Origin of the sequence: Thiocapsa sp. (assembly GCF_035467215.1) — a bacterium.
Taxonomy (GTDB): Bacteria; Pseudomonadota; Gammaproteobacteria; order Chromatiales; family Chromatiaceae; genus Thiocapsa.
The window spans coordinates 1-15,125 of the sequence record NZ_DATITZ010000213.1 but is presented as its reverse complement, the minus strand read 5'-3'; the positions used below and the strand labels follow the sequence as shown (position 1 = coordinate 15,125).

16 protein-coding genes are annotated in these 15,125 nt (G+C 65.5%); 2 read left to right on the top strand and 14 right to left on the bottom strand.

What is annotated here, in order from left to right; translation table 11 throughout:
* Both VLR48_RS12020 and cydD read right to left on the bottom strand, forming a co-directional pair.
* The coding region (locus VLR48_RS12020) for an amino acid ABC transporter ATP-binding/permease protein (RefSeq protein ID WP_325292018.1) at window positions 1-1,299 on the bottom strand (1,299 nt) is incomplete at its 3' end.
* Window positions 1,296-3,134 carry a thiol reductant ABC exporter subunit CydD gene (cydD, locus tag VLR48_RS12015; RefSeq protein WP_325292017.1) on the bottom strand — a complete coding sequence of 613 codons (1,839 nt, stop codon included), beginning with the start codon at window positions 3,132-3,134 and terminating at the stop codon, window positions 1,296-1,298. The genes cydD and VLR48_RS12020, both read right to left, overlap by 4 nt.
* Before the next feature lie 170 nt (window positions 3,135-3,304).
* Between cydD and VLR48_RS12010 the strand changes: the two genes are divergently transcribed.
* Window positions 3,305-3,718: a putative toxin-antitoxin system toxin component, PIN family gene (locus VLR48_RS12010; RefSeq protein ID WP_325292016.1), complete on the top strand. Its 414-nt coding sequence runs from the start codon at window positions 3,305-3,307 to the stop codon at window positions 3,716-3,718.
* Between the two features lie 59 nt (window positions 3,719-3,777).
* On the opposite strand, the gene VLR48_RS12005 is transcribed toward VLR48_RS12010, so the two are convergent.
* Genes VLR48_RS12005 through VLR48_RS11990 form a run of 4 tightly spaced genes read right to left on the bottom strand, consistent with a single transcriptional unit; the run spans window position 3,778 to window position 6,401 of the window.
* Window positions 3,778-4,317 carry a lipocalin family protein gene (locus VLR48_RS12005; RefSeq protein WP_325292015.1) on the bottom strand — a complete coding sequence of 180 codons (540 nt, stop codon included), beginning with the start codon at window positions 4,315-4,317 and terminating at the stop codon, window positions 3,778-3,780.
* The gene (locus tag VLR48_RS12000; protein ID WP_325292014.1) at window positions 4,314-5,021 is read right to left on the bottom strand and encodes a DUF6134 family protein; all 708 of its coding nucleotides are present in this window, start codon (window positions 5,019-5,021) and stop codon (window positions 4,314-4,316) included. The genes VLR48_RS12005 and VLR48_RS12000 overlap by 4 nt, the downstream gene beginning before the upstream one ends.
* Window positions 5,022-5,047: 26 nt before the next feature.
* The gene (locus VLR48_RS11995) at window positions 5,048-5,842 is read right to left on the bottom strand and encodes a DUF1295 domain-containing protein (RefSeq protein ID WP_325292013.1); all 795 of its coding nucleotides are present in this window, start codon (window positions 5,840-5,842) and stop codon (window positions 5,048-5,050) included.
* Window positions 5,835-6,401: a DUF2878 domain-containing protein gene (locus VLR48_RS11990; protein WP_325292012.1), complete on the bottom strand. Its 567-nt coding sequence runs from the start codon at window positions 6,399-6,401 to the stop codon at window positions 5,835-5,837. Before VLR48_RS11990 ends, VLR48_RS11995 begins: the two co-directional genes overlap by 8 nt.
* A gap of 256 nt (window positions 6,402-6,657) precedes the next feature.
* Here VLR48_RS11990 and VLR48_RS11985 point away from each other — a divergent pair, with 256 nt between their 5' ends.
* The gene (locus VLR48_RS11985) at window positions 6,658-7,332 is read left to right on the top strand and encodes an OmpA family protein (protein ID WP_325292011.1); all 675 of its coding nucleotides are present in this window, start codon (window positions 6,658-6,660) and stop codon (window positions 7,330-7,332) included.
* Between the two features lie 189 nt (window positions 7,333-7,521).
* On the opposite strand, the gene fdxB is transcribed toward VLR48_RS11985, so the two are convergent.
* The 8 genes from fdxB to VLR48_RS11945 all read right to left on the bottom strand — a co-directional run.
* Entirely contained in the window at window positions 7,522-7,833 is a 312-nt protein-coding gene (gene fdxB, locus VLR48_RS11980; protein WP_325292010.1) for a ferredoxin III, nif-specific, read from the bottom strand.
* A gap of 33 nt (window positions 7,834-7,866) precedes the next feature.
* Complete coding sequence (locus VLR48_RS11975; protein WP_325292009.1) at window positions 7,867-8,082, bottom strand: CCE_0567 family metalloprotein; 216 nt, start codon at window positions 8,080-8,082, stop codon at window positions 7,867-7,869.
* A gap of 121 nt (window positions 8,083-8,203) precedes the next feature.
* Entirely contained in the window at window positions 8,204-8,677 is a 474-nt protein-coding gene (locus tag VLR48_RS11970; protein ID WP_325292008.1) for a NifX-associated nitrogen fixation protein, read from the bottom strand.
* Window positions 8,678-8,829: 152 nt separating this feature from the next.
* Entirely contained in the window at window positions 8,830-9,285 is a 456-nt protein-coding gene (locus tag VLR48_RS11965) for a SoxR reducing system RseC family protein (RefSeq protein WP_325292007.1), read from the bottom strand.
* Window positions 9,282-9,773 (bottom strand): NifB/NifX family molybdenum-iron cluster-binding protein, encoded by a 492-nt coding sequence (locus VLR48_RS11960; RefSeq protein ID WP_325292006.1) that lies wholly within the window; start codon window positions 9,771-9,773, stop codon window positions 9,282-9,284. The genes VLR48_RS11965 and VLR48_RS11960 overlap by 4 nt, the downstream gene beginning before the upstream one ends.
* Before the next feature lie 160 nt (window positions 9,774-9,933).
* A complete protein-coding gene (gene nifN / locus VLR48_RS11955) occupies window positions 9,934-11,325 on the bottom strand; it encodes a nitrogenase iron-molybdenum cofactor biosynthesis protein NifN (protein ID WP_325292005.1) in 1,392 nt (463 codons plus the stop codon).
* Window positions 11,318-12,781, bottom strand: a complete 1,464-nt coding sequence (nifE, locus tag VLR48_RS11950; RefSeq protein WP_325292004.1) for a nitrogenase iron-molybdenum cofactor biosynthesis protein NifE — start codon at window positions 12,779-12,781, stop codon at window positions 11,318-11,320. Before nifE ends, nifN begins: the two co-directional genes overlap by 8 nt.
* A 431-nt stretch (window positions 12,782-13,212) precedes the next feature.
* Window positions 13,213-15,125 (bottom strand): type IA DNA topoisomerase (locus VLR48_RS11945; protein WP_325292003.1); only part of this gene is annotated, 1,913 nt, incomplete at its 5' end.

Here is a 15,125-nt window from a genome sequence, read left to right as displayed (position 1 = left end):
GGCGGTCATTCCATCACCAGCTTCCGCGGCGACGACCTGCTGGCTGACCACCGCGATGTGGCTGCGCCGGTCGGCGCCGCGGAAGCTGGTGATGGAATGACCGCCGATACTGATGTCGCCGGCGTCCGGCTCCCAGAAGCGCAGCAGCAGGTTGAAAAGGGTGCTCTTGCCCGAGCCGGTGGCGCCGACGACCGCGGCCCGGGTGCCCTCCGGGACTTCGAGATCGATGTCGGCGACGGCGGGTGTCGCCGCCCCCGGATAGCTGAATCCGACACCGCTGAAGCGGATGTCGAAACGCTCCGGTCGGGGCGAGGCTGCGGTCGGCTCGACCACGGGCGGATCCGTATCCACGATGGCGAAGATCCGCCGCGCCGCGGCCAGCGTCCGCCCGAGGAGCTGGAAGGCCTGGGGCAAGGGGGCGACAGCCTCGAAGCTCGCCAGCGTAAAGAGTGCGAGCATGGCCAACTGCGGGGGCATCAGGGTACCGTCGTGCACCATGGGGATGCCCAGCCAGAGCAGCACCCAGAGGCTCAGGCTCGCACTCAGACCGACCGCCGCCTGGGTGACGCCGTGATCGCTGCTCAAGCGGGCTTGATCGGCGATCAAGCGCCGACCCAGTCCGTCGATACGTTCGGCCTGGCGCTCGTTCGCCCCGTAGATCGTCAGCTCGGCCATGCCCTGAACCCCGTCGATGACGGCCGCGCGCAGCTCCGCCTCGTCCTCGGCGAGCCGACGCCCCGGGGCCTGACCGCGCCCTTGCGACCAGACGGGCAAGGCGACGCCGGCGATCAGCAGGAAGGCGAGCCCGGAGAGCGCCAGCAGCGGGTCGTGCAGCAGCAGAAACACAAAGAAGAGAACCGCGCTGATGGCGGCGACCGCCACCGGCACCAACACGCGCACATAGAGATTGTCCAAGGCGTCGATGTCGGCACGGATGCGGCTCAGCAGGTCGCCGCTGTGGTACTGCTGCAGACGCGCAGGGGCCAGCGGCTCGAGATGGCGGTAGAACCAGACCCGCAGCTCGGCGATCAACCGGAAGGTGGCCTCGTGGTTGACCAGGCGCTCGGCGTAGCGGCCGGCGGTGCGCATAACGGCGCTCAGCCGAATGAGCGCAGCCGGCGCGAAGTAGTTGATGGCAACGCCGGCGACACCGGCCACCGCCATGGCAGTGATGAACCAGCCCGCCAAGGCCATGAGCGCGACGTTGGCGATCAGGGTCAGGAGGGCGATCAGGGTGCCGGCGATCATCCAGCCGCGATAGGGCCGAAACAGGCCCCAAAGACGCAACAGCTCCTTCATCGGTCGTTCTCCCCCGGATTCCAAAGGTCGGCCTGCGCGGGTGCGGTTTGGCCGTAGGCCGCGATCATCCGGGCATAGATCCCGTTCGATGCGGAGAGCGTCTCGTGCGTCCCGGACTCGGCGACCCGGCCCGATTCGAGCACCAGGATGCGGTCCGCGCGACGCACGGTCGCCAGCCGATGCGCGACCACCAACAGGGTGCGTCCCTTGGCCAGCTCCTCGATGCCCTCCTGGACCAGACGCTCGCTCTCGGGGTCGAGGTTCGCCGTCGCCTCGTCCAGGATGACCAGCGGGGCGTCGCGCAGGAAGGCGCGGGCGAGTGCGATGCGTTGGATCTGACCGCCGGAGAGACCGGCGCCGCGCTCGCCGACCCGGTTGTCGTAGCCGGCGGGCAACGCCTCGATGAACTCGGCCGCGCGCGCGCGACGCGCGGCCGCACGGACCGACTCGAGATCCGCATCCGGGCGGCCGAGCCGGATGTTGTCGCCGATCGTCCCCTGAAAGAGACGCGGTTGCTGGGGGACCCACGCCAGATGGCTGCGCCACTCCGCAAGGTCGAGGTCGGCGAGCGCCTGCTCGCCGATCAAGATCCGCCCCGAGGTCGGCGCGAGAAAGCCCAGCAGAAGGTTGATCACGGTGGTCTTGCCGGCCCCGCTGGTCCCGACCAGCGCGACTCGCGCCCCTGCGGGAACCTCGAAGTCCATGCCGCACAGTGCATCGCGGCCCGCTTCGTAGCTGAAATGCACGTCCTGAAAACGCAGACCGAAGGGGCTCGGGGCCTGCAGCGGGGCATGACCGGACGCGGCCCGATCGGGCGCGCCCGCATCGGGTGCGGATCGCGCCTCCGGCTCGGCATCCAGCACCCGAATCATCTGCTCGGCGGCGGCGGCGGCGGCCATGCGCGCGTGGTACTGGATCCCCATGTTGCGCAAGGGTGCGTAGAACTCAGGCGCCAACATCAGGATGAAGAGGCCCTGCAGATAGGTGATCTCGGGGAGCGCCATCAGCCAATCCGGCATCGGCATCACCAGCCCGTAAAGCCGAAAGCCGACGAACACCGCGATGATGGCGATGCCGATGGCGGCGAAGAACTCCAAGACGGCCGAGGAGAGAAAGGCGACCCGCAAGACCTGCATGGTGCTGCTGCGATACGCATTGGAGATGCGCGCAACCTCGTCCGCCTCGCGACGGCTCGCCCCGAAGAGCTTCAGTGTCGTCAGGCCCTGGATGACGTCGAGGAAGTGCGAGCTCATGCGCGCGAGCTCCTTCCATTGGCGCTGATTTTTGGACTGAGCGCTCGATCCGATGAGGATCATGAAGAGCGGGATCAGGGGCGCGGTGACCAGCATGACCGCACCCGCCACCCAATCCGCCGGAAAGACCACAACCAGGATCACCACCGGCAGGATCATCGTCAGGGTCATGGCCGGGAGAAAACGGGCGTAATAGCCCTCCAGGTCATCGATCCCCTTGGTGAGCATTTCGACCAAGGCGCCGCTGCGCTCGTTGGCCAGATAGCGCGGGCCGAGCCGTTGCAGGTGGCGAAACACCTGATCGCGCAACCCGGAGCGGACCAAGGCAGCAGCTTCAAAGGCCGAGCGCTCGCCCAGCCAGACGGTGAAACCGCGCACCAGGAAAAGCCCCAGCAGGACCGCCATCAAGGGCCCGATCTCGGTCAGACCCGCGGATTCGAAGATCACGGCGTTCAGGATCAAGGCAAGCAACCAGGCTTGTGCGATGGCGAGCAGACCCTGCCCCACCCCGAACCCGATGGTGCGCTTCAGCGCCGCACCGGCGAGCGGACGATGAGACTTGAGCCAAACGTTGACGGACATGATGCGCTCTGCCTGGAGGCGGGTCGGTCGACCCGAATCGGGGGAGGATAAGGAAGGGGAGACCGGCAGGGCAACGAAAAAACTCACACGAGGCGGTTGGTCTCGCGCCGAGACGCACCGAACACGTGGCCATGAACACGAGAAACGACGCGTATGAGGATCGACGCGCATTGAACGAATCGAACGATTCGGCCGCATTGACGACCGGCACGCCGCCCTCGCTCGTGACGCACGTCCTGCTTGAGCACGGACGCTTGTTGTTTTCCCGGGAAACCTTCGCCGAGCTGGAGACCCGCTTGTGGCGTCCCGAGTGCGACCGATACCTCACGCTGGAGGACCGTCAAGCGCTCCTTCACGACTTCAGTGCGGCAGCGGAGTGGGTTGAGTTGGATCAGGATGACCGCGACCGAAAGCGTTTCAGTCGCGACCCGGACGACGACAAGTTCGTGTGGACTGCAATGGTCGGGGATGCCGAGTGGCTGGTCAGCGGCGATGCCGATCTGCTCGATCTGGCCTCGGTGCTGGAGAAGATTCGGATTCTATCGCCGGCTCAGGCCTTGGAATTCATCCGCCAGCCGGATTGAGTCTTCGAGCGTGCTGCCGAAAAGGGAGGCGCGGGGGGCCAAACACCCCCGCCCGCATCTCACCCCGCCGGACGCTGAGGCACCTTCTCGATCTTGCTCGTGTCGTAGCCGAGTCCGCCCAGGAAAGCGACGATCTCGTCGTACTTGGCCTGCGGGATTTCGGGCTCGCGGGCCATGATCCAGACATAGTCGCGCTTGGCCCGGCCGATGACGGTGATGCTGTAATCGGGCTCCAACCAAACGATGCGGAAGTCGGCCTTGAAGGGCCAGATGAACTGCATCCACCAGAGTGCGTTGGTGTTCGTATCGCGCACGAAGCCCTTCGGCTGATGCGTCTTCAGGGGTCCGTCGAAACCGTCCTTGTTGAAGGTGAAGGTGGTCGCGATGGTGCCGTCCGGATTAAGCGCGTAGGACTCCACGGCGTTGTAGGCGCCCTTCTCCACGAAGGTCGGGATGTTGGCGATCACGTACCACTTGCCCATGAAGCGTTCGAGATCGACCTGTTTGACGGTATCCATGGGCGCGCCTCCTTCTTCGGTGCAGCCGCTCGCAAAGGCGAGCACAAGTGTGATGAGCGAAAGAGCCGAGAATCGCTTCATGTCGGTGCCATCCGTTGGTAACGCAGCGTCTTGCCCTTGCCGGTATCGCTTTCCAGACCGATCCAGCCGTGCTCGTCCGAGTACCAGAGGGTGAGATCGAGCTCGTCGGTGCTGAGCTTGTAGCGCGCAGCGGCGACATCTTCGCTGCCGAAGCGGATGGATTCGGTCCCTTGCGGCTGCACCCGGACCGGCACCAACTCGCCGGTCTGAGGATTCATGAGTCTGTTCTGCTTCAGGAAATCACGGTCCCAATAGGCGAAGGTCATGACGCAGCCGGGCAGACGCCTCGACTCGCCGTTGACCGAGAGTGCGAGCGACTCCCCGCTGTCTTCGCCGCGCACACGGTAGTCCTTGCCGTTGTCGTCCGTGCTGGCGTCGATCGTCTGTAGACAGCCGTCGCGCCAGGTTTCGCGGCTCTCGTGACGGTAGCTGTAGGCGGTGAAGATCCAAAAGTTGATGTCGAAGCTTGCGCGACTCGACACCTGCGCGTCCTCGCCGAGCGCGCGGATATCGAAGCTGTGCTCGCCGATCGGATCCTGATCCAGAAAGACCTTGAATCTAAAATTCCCCGACTCGGTGTTGGCGGAGGCCAAGGGTGCGGCCCCGATCATCACAGCCACCGCGGCGGCCGACCACCAACGGCGTCCAGTTGCCTGCGACTGCTGCGCGGTCGCGCGTCGCGACCTGCTTTGTTTGATTTCCATCTGCATCTCTCCCGATACCTAATCTCTTAAAGATTCGAATCACCCCGGACCTGCCGCGGCGGACCCGGAAAGAAGGCGTTGGTCTGCGCGATATAGTCGCGGTAAGCCGGCCGGCGCTCGCCGATGTCCTTCTCCAGCAAGGCCACCCCGGACACGCGCAGCAGCAGGAAGGTCATGAGCACTGGCGAGACGATCGTCCACCATCCGCCGGCCGCGAGCGCAAACAGGAAGTAGCCCCACCAGATACAGGCCTCGCCGAAATAATTGGGATGACGGGTGTAGCGCCAAAGCCCTTGATCCATGACCTTGCCCTTGTTCTCGGGCCTGGCTTTGAAGTCGGCGAGCTGTTGGTCGCCGACCGCCTCGAAGAAGAGCCCGATCAGCCAAAGCGAGAGCGCCGCGTAGTCCAGCCACCCGAGCGGGTTGGTGCCGAGTGTGGCCGCAAGCAGCGGAAGCGCGATGATCCAGGCCAGAATCGCCTGAAGACCGAAGACGATATAGAGGCTCTTCCAGCGAAAACCCGGCTCGTTCTCCGCCCGGATCGCCTGGTAACGCCGGTCCTCGCCGTGACCCCAGTTGCGTTTGGTGATGAAGACGCTCAACCGCACCGCCCAGAGGGTCACCAGGAAGAAAACCAGGTAGGCCCGCTCGCCCACCTCGGGCGCCCCCGACAGAAAGACCGCGGCCATGAGCAGGAAGAAGAGCGACCAGAGCGAGTCGACGATACTGACGTCGTTCAGCTTCAAGCTGACCAGCCAGGCGCCGAGACCCATGCCGATCGCGGCACCCAGGCCCGCGAGATAGAGATTCAGATCAAACACCAGTCCTGTCCTCCGTGCGTGTGGTCAAGGCGGCCGCCTTCGGGAAACCCGCGCCGTCGAAGCGCTGCGCCAACCAGGCGCTCAGCGGCATCAGAAAGGACCAGCCGCCCGCAAGGACGGCCATCGCCACGACCGTATCCGGAAAGGCGACGGCGCCGAGCATGTGGCCGCCGTAGAAGGCAAGTGGTCCGCCGATCGCGCCGAGCACGACCGCCAGGGTCCAACGCCCCTTCAGCCAGCTCAGTGCGACGTTCAGGGTCGTCGCGAACGCCACCCACATCGCGATGATCCAGACCGGGGCGAGCCAGGGCAGGAACATTCCGGAGGGATACTCGAGAAAACCGAAGCGCACGAGGAATCCATCCCAGACTGCACCGATGACGCCGACGAGCACCAAGAGCATCGTCTCGCGACGCGGCGCTTCCGACATCCGAAGGTGCAAGGCAACCACCACCGCGGCCACGCCGACCCCGAGCCAAGGCCACCCGTGTGCGCCGCCCAGCACGCAGGCGAACCAGCCGATCTGGAAGGCGACGAGGTTGACGACAACTCTGAGCATCGATTTCAGGTCCCGCGGATAGCTTTTCGTTCGGGAACATGTTGTGTCGCTCCGTCACGAGACAAGCGGCGACATCGATACCTCACCCGTACGCCCCCGTAAGAGATCACTTGAGCGGTGAACGCCGACGCTCTGATGAACCGCGATGGAAAGGCGGGTTCTAGCCGTCCCGCCCCGACGCGAGCCCCTGCACCTCTGGTATGATCCGCGATCACGATTACAGCCCCTGACCACGAATCACCTCGGGAGAACCCTGATGACATTACGTCCGTTGAACCGCCTCGCCGCCACGGCCCTTGCCGCTGTCCTGGTCGTCGGCTGTGCCGCCGACGGCTCGGGCCTGACCGAAACCGGTGCAGGCGCGGCAATCGGCAGCGCCGGGGGCGCTGCCGCGGGGGCGATCATCGGCTCCCTCAGCGCCAACGCGGGTCGCGGCGCCTTGATCGGTGCGGTGGGCGGGGCGCTGATCGGAACAGCGGTCGGGGCTTATATGGAGAACCAACGCAAGGACTTCGAGGCGGCGCTCGCCGACGAGATCGCTGCCGGCATGATCAGCGTGCAGAAGCTCCCGAACGATCAACTGCTGGTGCGTATGACGGGGGCCACGACCTTCGAGATCGATTCGGACCGCATCCAGCCCGGCTTCTACAACACGATGGACAAGATCTCCGCCATCGTCAGGAAATACGGCAAGACCGAGCTCCTGATCTCCGGTCACACCGACAGTACCGGCTCGGCCGAGCACAACCAGGGCCTCTCCCAACGGCGCGCCGGGGCTGTTCAATACTACATGGAGGCCGACGGCGTCCTACCGCAGCGCATCATCGCGACCGGCTACGGCCAGACGCAACCCATCGCCTCGAACGAAACCGAAGCCGGCCGGCGCCTCAACCGCCGTGTCGACATCACCATCGTGCCCATCACCGCCTGATCGGGCCGACGAATCCGGCAGATCGCCGGGACGGCCGCCGATCCCGGCATAGGGATCGAGCGGCGCACCCATCCGCTCCACCGAGCAGACAGGATCGTACGGCTGCTGAGATCTGAGGAGCGCAGACGTTAACGCGACAACGCTCGGCCGAAGGACGGGCGTCGCACGCAAGCTCCGACCACTTTAGTCCTACGCGGCCGCCGCAAGCGGCTCGTGCGAGAGACACTTCTTGGGGCAGACCCTCGAGCACGCCTGACAGCCGATGCAGTCGAGCGCGTCCTTCAGATTCATGACCATGCCCGGCGCCTCGTCGAAATCGTCGTCGCCCTCGTCGTCGAGCTCCTCCAGATCGAGATCCTCGCGGTCGACCAGCTCGAAGACATCACGCGGACACACCTTATAGCAGCGGCCACAGCCGATGCAGTTGTTTTGGTTGATGCTCTCGATGAACGCAGGCGTCCATTCGACACCGCCGCGGGTAATACCGGTGATGACACTCATGGGTGTTTCTCCAGGTTCGGAAAATGGGTTCGTTCAAGCACTCTCGGCCTGAGCCGCCCTGAGCGCGGCATTGGCCTGCGCCCACGCGAGACAGGCATCGTAAGTGGCCTGAGCGATGCCCGGGATCTCCTCGTACCCCCCGGGCAACCGATCCTCCACCAGATCGTGCAGCTCCCCGGCCCGCTCGGTCGCGATCCGTTTGGCCTTGCTCACGGCCTTCTCCAAGGCGCGAATCTCATCACCCGTCATCCCGGCAACCCTCACAGTCTATTAACTATTTTTCAATTACTTAAATCGCGTCCCACGAAGGCCGTGGGACGCTCGGAGACCCGAGTCCGAGTCAAACGACACAGATAACAGAGCGCGCGATTTAAAGCCCCGCGACCTTGGAATGCTCCCCGATCAGCTCGAGCGCGACGGACAGCACCTTGTCGGCCTCATCCTTCATCTTCGAAAGGGTCGGGAAGCCGAACCGGTGCACGTCGCGCAACGAGCGGTCCAGCACCACGAGCTTGCCGACCGTGATGACGACACGCCCGAACCCTTCGTGGCTCAGGTGAACCAGCGGCACCGCCATCAGCCCGCATTCGGCCTCGATCATGGCCGAGATGGCGTTGTAGTAGGCCTTGATCCGCGCCACGACGGTCTCGTCGGGATCCCCGACCAAGGGGATCTGCTGTCGCTTCTCCTTGGTCAGGATGAAGGGCTCCAAGAGCTCCGCGGTGGAGAGTCCGTCGAATTCGCCGTAGGGGTCGATCGCGCGCATCTGACGGTCCATCTCGATGACGAACTGGGACTGCATCAGGCCCGCGTCGGCGGCGCTTCCGGAGAGCGTCTCGGTCATGGTGATTTCCTCTTCTAAACCGCGCCTGGCGCGGCATGCGATGTTTTTGGATGGGACCGGCCCCGGCAGACGTGGCGACCGCTGGAGCCGGCGCGGTTTAAGTGGCTGTCCGTCGTGGACATGTGGTTTGTGTGGTTTGTGCTGTCGGTGATTCAGAAAGGCATCTGCACATCGGCCGAGGCCCTGCGGCGCACCAAGACCGGGCGATAGCGCTCGCGGGCGGATCGCCCACCGGTCAATCGGCCGCTCAGCCAGAGCCCGATGCCGAGTCCGCCGATGCCGATCAGGGCCACGCTCCCCTCGCCCGCGCCCAGATGCGTCGCCAAGCCGGCGGCCGCGATCAGGAGCACCAGCGGGATCAGATAGGCGACGAAGGATGCCCGCACCAGTGTCCCGTCCGGGATGCCGATCACGACCTGCTCGCCGACCCGCAGCCCTTGCGCATCCTCGATCCGCAACCGGCGCCGAGGTGCGCCGAAGAGCTTGGCGACGACGGAGGTGCCGCAGCTGCCGGCGCTCCCGCAGCTCCCGCAGGCGCTCTGCCGAACGGCCTCGACCCAGGCGACGCCCGGTTTCACGGCGACCACGGTGGCGGGTGTCTCGATCATTCGCTCCAGCCCTCCGCCTCCATCGCATCGAAACGGCCGTTGCGACCCGGGGCCCGTCCGGCGAGCGTGCGTGCCAGCCAAGCACTCGGCCCGTCGCGCAGCTCGCCTTGCAGATCGCGGATCAGCCGGCTGACCGACGTGCCCGGACTCACCTTCAGCGGCTGGATACCCTTGGCGCGAAGCTGACTCACGGCCGAGGCCCCGACCGCCTCGCAATAGACAACGTCGCAACCCTCGAGCGCCGCGATCTTGGCCCCGAGCTTGTCCTCGTTGCCGTCCATCTCAAGCCGTGCGAACTGGATCGCCTCGAGCAGGTGATATTCATGCGGATCGATCGCATAGACGCTAAAGGACTCGGCCGCGCCGAAGTGCTGATCGATCTGCTTCATGTCCGAGGATGCGAAGGCCGCCTTGATGCGTGTCTCGGTCTCCATCGATGTCGCCTCCCCGCTCGTGCACAGGACCTTCAGTCGTCGTTCCATTCCCATCGGGCCTCCTTAAAGCGCTTCTTTGGTCGCGGCATGTGTGTGTCTCATGGGCTGTCGTCCGGTTGGGAACGTCGCGGCACGTGAGAGCCGCGCTTTAAGGAGAATCAATAGGAATAGTGTCCATCCATGCGGGTTCGGGCTCGGCTCCCGGCACCGCGTGTCAGTGCGGGCACGGCATCTCGCGATCGCCCTCCGGGCGCTGCTTGAGCGTCGAGCGATAGGGATGGATCTCGCCGCGTTCCTCGCCGAGCAGCAGATTGGACAGGTCGAAGATGGCGTCGCGCGTGCCGCGATAGCCAATCCAGGTCCGCTGAAAGCCGCCAACGCGGTCGTACTGCGGGAAACCGGCCCGCAGCATGGGGATACCCAGTCGCTCCGCGGTATGCACCGCATGCGAGTTGCCGATCAGGATCTCGGCGTCGCGCTCCCGCGCGGCGATCTCGAGATCCTCCAGGTCGCCGATCTTGATCTCGCGTGCGGCGGCATCCTGCAGCGCCGGGGCATTGGCCGGGGCCACGGCGGCGACCACCTCGGACCCGACGCTTGCGAGCATCCGGCTGAAACCGACCAAGAGGTCCGGCTCCGCGGCAATGGCGAAGCGCGACATTCCCAACATAAAGTGGCAGTCGAGCAGGGCATCCTGAAGCTGCGCACGCTGGCGCTCGATCTTGGCCGGGACCGGGCGCTCGGCGATCCGCGAGAGCGTCATCACGAGCCCGTCGACGGCATCCATATCCATCAGATGTGCAAAGCGATGATCCGGAACACCGGTGCGCGCCGCCAAGGTATCGGCCGCCGCGTCCATCGAGGCGCCGATCACCAGCGTCGCCGCGGCATCGCCCACACTCGTCAGATCGCTCACGCGGGTGCCGCCGATGGTCAAGGGGCTGTAATCGGTCTCGGGCAGATGGCCGTCGAGCGAATCGGAGAGATCCGGCAACACCATCGGGGACAGGCCGAAGGCCTCGATCAGGTCCTTCAGGTGCTCGATGTCGCCGGGCGTCAGATGCGATCCGGGCAGGACATTAACCTGACGCTCGCGACGTCCGGGCCGGGTGCCGGCCTCGGCCCGGGTCGGGACCAGCGTCTCGATGATCGCCTTGGTCGCCTGCGCGTAGCCGGATTCCATACAGCCGGTGAAGTCCGGCGTGGACACCGGCACGACCGCAATGCCCGCGAACTGCGGCCAGGTCTCGCGAAAGACCCGTACCGCCATCTCGATGTCCGCGCCCTGGGTCTCGACCAGACCGGTGGTCGGCAGACCGATCAGGTCCGGCGCGCTCTTCTCGCAGATGGTCTTCAGCCCTTCGACGACCTGCGCCTCGCTGCCCATGATGGCGCTGACCTGGTCGATCGCCGTGGTCTGCAGCGGGATGGGCTCGCGGAAGTGCCGTACGAAGAAGATCTTCCCGAATGCCGTACAGCCTTGGGATCCGTGCAGCATCGGGATGGTCCGATTGAAGCCGAGGAAGGCCAGTGCTGCGCCGACCGTATTGCTGGCCTTCAGCGGACTGACCGACAGGGCCTTGTTGCGCTTGATGATCTCAGGCATGGGACGGCACCTCGACAGGGGCGCTCCCGCTTGCGGCGAGCGACAGGGACTTCGCCGGTGCCGGATGGGTTTGCCCCTCGGTCACGGCCCAGGGTGCCGGACGCCGCACCGCATCCCAAATCGGACTCTCGACCGTCAGACAGAGCTGACGCGCCAGCTCGACCATGCCGACATAGCCGGCATAGCCGAACTCGCGCTCCTGATTGATATCGAGGAAAGGGATACGCGCCTTGAGGGCCGTGTAGAGATTGCGCCCACCGGCGATCAGGATGTCGACATCGTTCTCTCGGACCCGATCGATGAGACCGCGCGGGTTGCCGTCCTCGATCATCACCGCGTCCTCGCCCATCAGCGCCCGGATGCGCGCCTTGTCCTCCTCCGTGGACTTGCGGGTGCCGGTCGCGACCACCGTCATCCCCAGATCCTGCAAGGCAGAGATGATCGACCAGGACTTGACCCCGCCGGTGTAAAGCAAGACCTTCCTGCCCTGCAGACGCGCCCGATAGGGCGCGAGTGCCGCGTGGATCTTGGCCTCCTCGCGGACGATGAGGGCTTCGGTGCGGCGGGTCAGATCCGGGTCGTCGATGATTCGCGCAAAGTCGCGCAGCGCCTGCGAGACGTCCGCGACGCCGTAGAAGCTGCCCTCGAACCAAGGAATCCCGTAAGTCTCCTTGAGCTTGCGCGCGACGTTGATCATGGCCTTGGAGCAGACCATCATGTTGACCTCCGCGCGGTGCATGGTCTGCACCTCGTGGAAGCGCGCATCCCCGGAGAGGCTGCAAAGCACGCGCAGACCCAGCTCGTCGAGCAGAGGCAGGACGTTCCAGAGCTCGCCGGCGATGTTGTACTCGGCGACCAGATTCACGTCGTGGACCTTGAATCCGTCGTGCTCGATCCCGGGCGGAACCGGGTCGGGCTCGCGGGTGCCGCAGACCTGCGTGACCATGGTCTCGCCGGCGATCCGGTTGCCGAGGTTCTTGGTGCCGTAGAAGCCGGCGGCGTCGACCGACACCACGGGTGTGCCCCAGCGCTTCTGCGCCTCCTTACAGACCGCGCCCACATCGTCGCCGGTCAGGGCCGGCACGCAGGTGTTGTAGACGAAGACCGCCGCGGGCTTGTAGCTGTCGATCGCCTGCTTGATCCCGAGGAAGAGCCGCTTCTCGCTGCGGCCCATGATGACGTCCTGCTCGGTCAGATCCGTCGTCATGCCGATCTTGTAGAGGCTCGGACCGCTCGAGCGCGCCCCGCGGTTGTCCCAGGAGTTGCCCGCGCAGGCGATGGAGCCATGTACGATGTGCGCGACGTCGGCGATCGGCAGGAGCGCGATCTGAGCACCGTCGAACGAGCAACCGCCGGCCGTCGCACCGGGCTTGAGCTTGGCGCAGCCCGATTTGTCCTTGGCGTTGTGCGCACAGGCCGGCTCGTCGAGCAGCGCGGCGATCTCTTTTTGTTTCATGAAGGCTCCGAAGGCGTTCGCTTTGGAGCTTCTTAAGCAGACCCTATGCCAATCGCTATAATATTGTTTTAATGATAGAAGACCAGGTGTCTGTCGGATTCACGACAAGGCGGATGTCTGAAAGCACCGTAATCGTCTGTGGTGATTTCCGGGAAGAATCATCCCGAATGCGCATGCCGGGAAGAACTGAAAGGGCTGTAGGTGCGAATTTATTCGCACATAGGCAGGTTTCGCCCGCGACGCGCTCGACAACGCCACCACCAGGGTTGTGCGAATAAATTCGCACCTTCAGCTGGTCTTTCCTTTCCGGAAATCACTTAAACCGCGCCGACGCCAACGCTCGCCAAGTCTGCCGAGGCCGATCCCATCCAAAAACATCGCATACCGCGCTGGGCGCGGTTTAAAGCCCCTGTCAGCCGGCGACAGGTTGATCAGAAACGCTCCTCGGGCGCATCGCTCGCCATGGTCTCGGTCACGACCTGCCACTGCGCATCGAGACGCAGCCGGACCGAACCGACCCCGGCCGCGCCCCCCTCGATCGGCCGCGTCCGCCCGTGCTCGATCAGGTCGCGGATGTCCGTCTCCTTCAGATCACGTCCGTCGTAGGTCTTCCAGACCACGAAGTCGCAGCCTTCGCGGAAGCGATTGCAGCCGAATCCGCGACGGCCTTCGATGATCCTGCCTCGGCCGCATTTGGGGCAGACGGGGGGCTGATCACGAATCGACGGGGTCGACGCGCGGCTATCCTTCGGATGTTCCGGGGTCGCCCGGGCCGTCGGTCTGCCTCGATTTGGTCGGGTGGTCTTGCGAGCCTCCTGCATGGCCTCGGCGCCCGCCTGCGCCGACCCGGTTTCGGTCGCCTCGGCCTCGAAATCGAAGACGACCTTGCCGGCCGCATCCAGGCGCAGACCGGCGCCGAAGGGTTTGCCTGCCTTCGAGGTGAAGCCTTCGAGACGCGGGAGTCGGCCCTGCGCGATGAGTCGGCGCACCTGATCCTGCGTCAGGGCCACACCGGCGATCGTCTTCCAGACGGTGAAGCCACAGCCTTCGCGATAACGGCTGCAACCATAGGCGCGGGCGTTCTCGGTCACCTCGCCCTCGCGACAGATCGGACAGGAGCCGAGTCCGCCCGCTTCCGACTCGCCCGCTCCGCCCGAGGCATCGACCCTGCGCGAGCGCCCGACCTTGCGCGTACCCCCTGCCATCCCGGTCTTCGCGCCCTTTTTCGCCGGGCGTTCGGCACGCTCGGCTGCGACCTGCTCGGCCGACATCGCCGGGCCTTGGGCGATCTGGGGTACCAGGTCGCGCAGAAAGCCGACGATGTCGCGATCGAAGACATCGACCGGCAGCTCGCCGTGCTCGACGTCCTTGAGGCGCTGCTCCCACTCGGCCGTCAGCTCCGGGCTGCGCAGTGCCGGTGCGACCAGACCGATGAGGGCAGTCCCCTTCGGCGTGGCATGCAACTGCTTGCGTCGGCGCTCGACATAGCGGGTGCGGATCAGCTTCTCGATGATCTCGGCACGCGTCGCCGGGGTGCCCAGACCGGACTGCTTCATCGCGGCCGCGAGGGCATCGTCCTCGATCTCCCGACCCGCGTTCTTCATGGCGGCCAAGAGGGTCGAATCGTCGTAGTGACGCGGCGGCTGCGTCTCCTTCTCCTGCACCTCAAGGCTGTCGACGGCCAGCTCCTGTCCCTGGACCAGCGGCGGCAGGACGCCCGCTTCGCCGGTCTCCTCGGCGCCATCGCCCTCCACCGGCGCCGCACCCGGAGCCGGCTCGCCCCGAGGCAGCGTACGCCCCGCGGCTTCCGCCCGTTTCCAGCCGGACTCCAGCACCAACGCGCCGCGCGCGAGGAAGGTCGCATCGCCGATCGCGATCTCCACCCGCGTCTCCTCGATCCGCTGATCCGGCAAAAAGACCGCGACAAAGCGCGTCACGGCCAGGTCGTAGATCTTACGCAGCGGCACCGGCAGATCCGGTGACGGCGCCTTGCCGGTGGGGAGAATGGCGTGATGGTCGGTCAGCTTGGTGCGGTCGACATACGCCTTGCCCAGCCGATGGCCGCCCTGGAGCCGGTCCAACGCCTCGGCGGCAAGCGGATGTTGCAGGCCCTTCAGGATGCCCGGCAGCTCGGGCAGCATGTCCTCGGAGATGTGGCGGCTCTCGGTGCGCGGATAGCTGATGAGCTTGTGGGTCTCGTAGAGCGCCTGGGCGTGCTCCAGCACCTGCGCGGCGGTGAAGCCGAAGCGACGGTTGGCGTCGCGCTGCAGATTGGTCAAGTCGTAGAGCGGCGGCGGTCGGACGGTGCGGATCTTTTTCTCGACCTTGGTCACCGTGCCGGTGC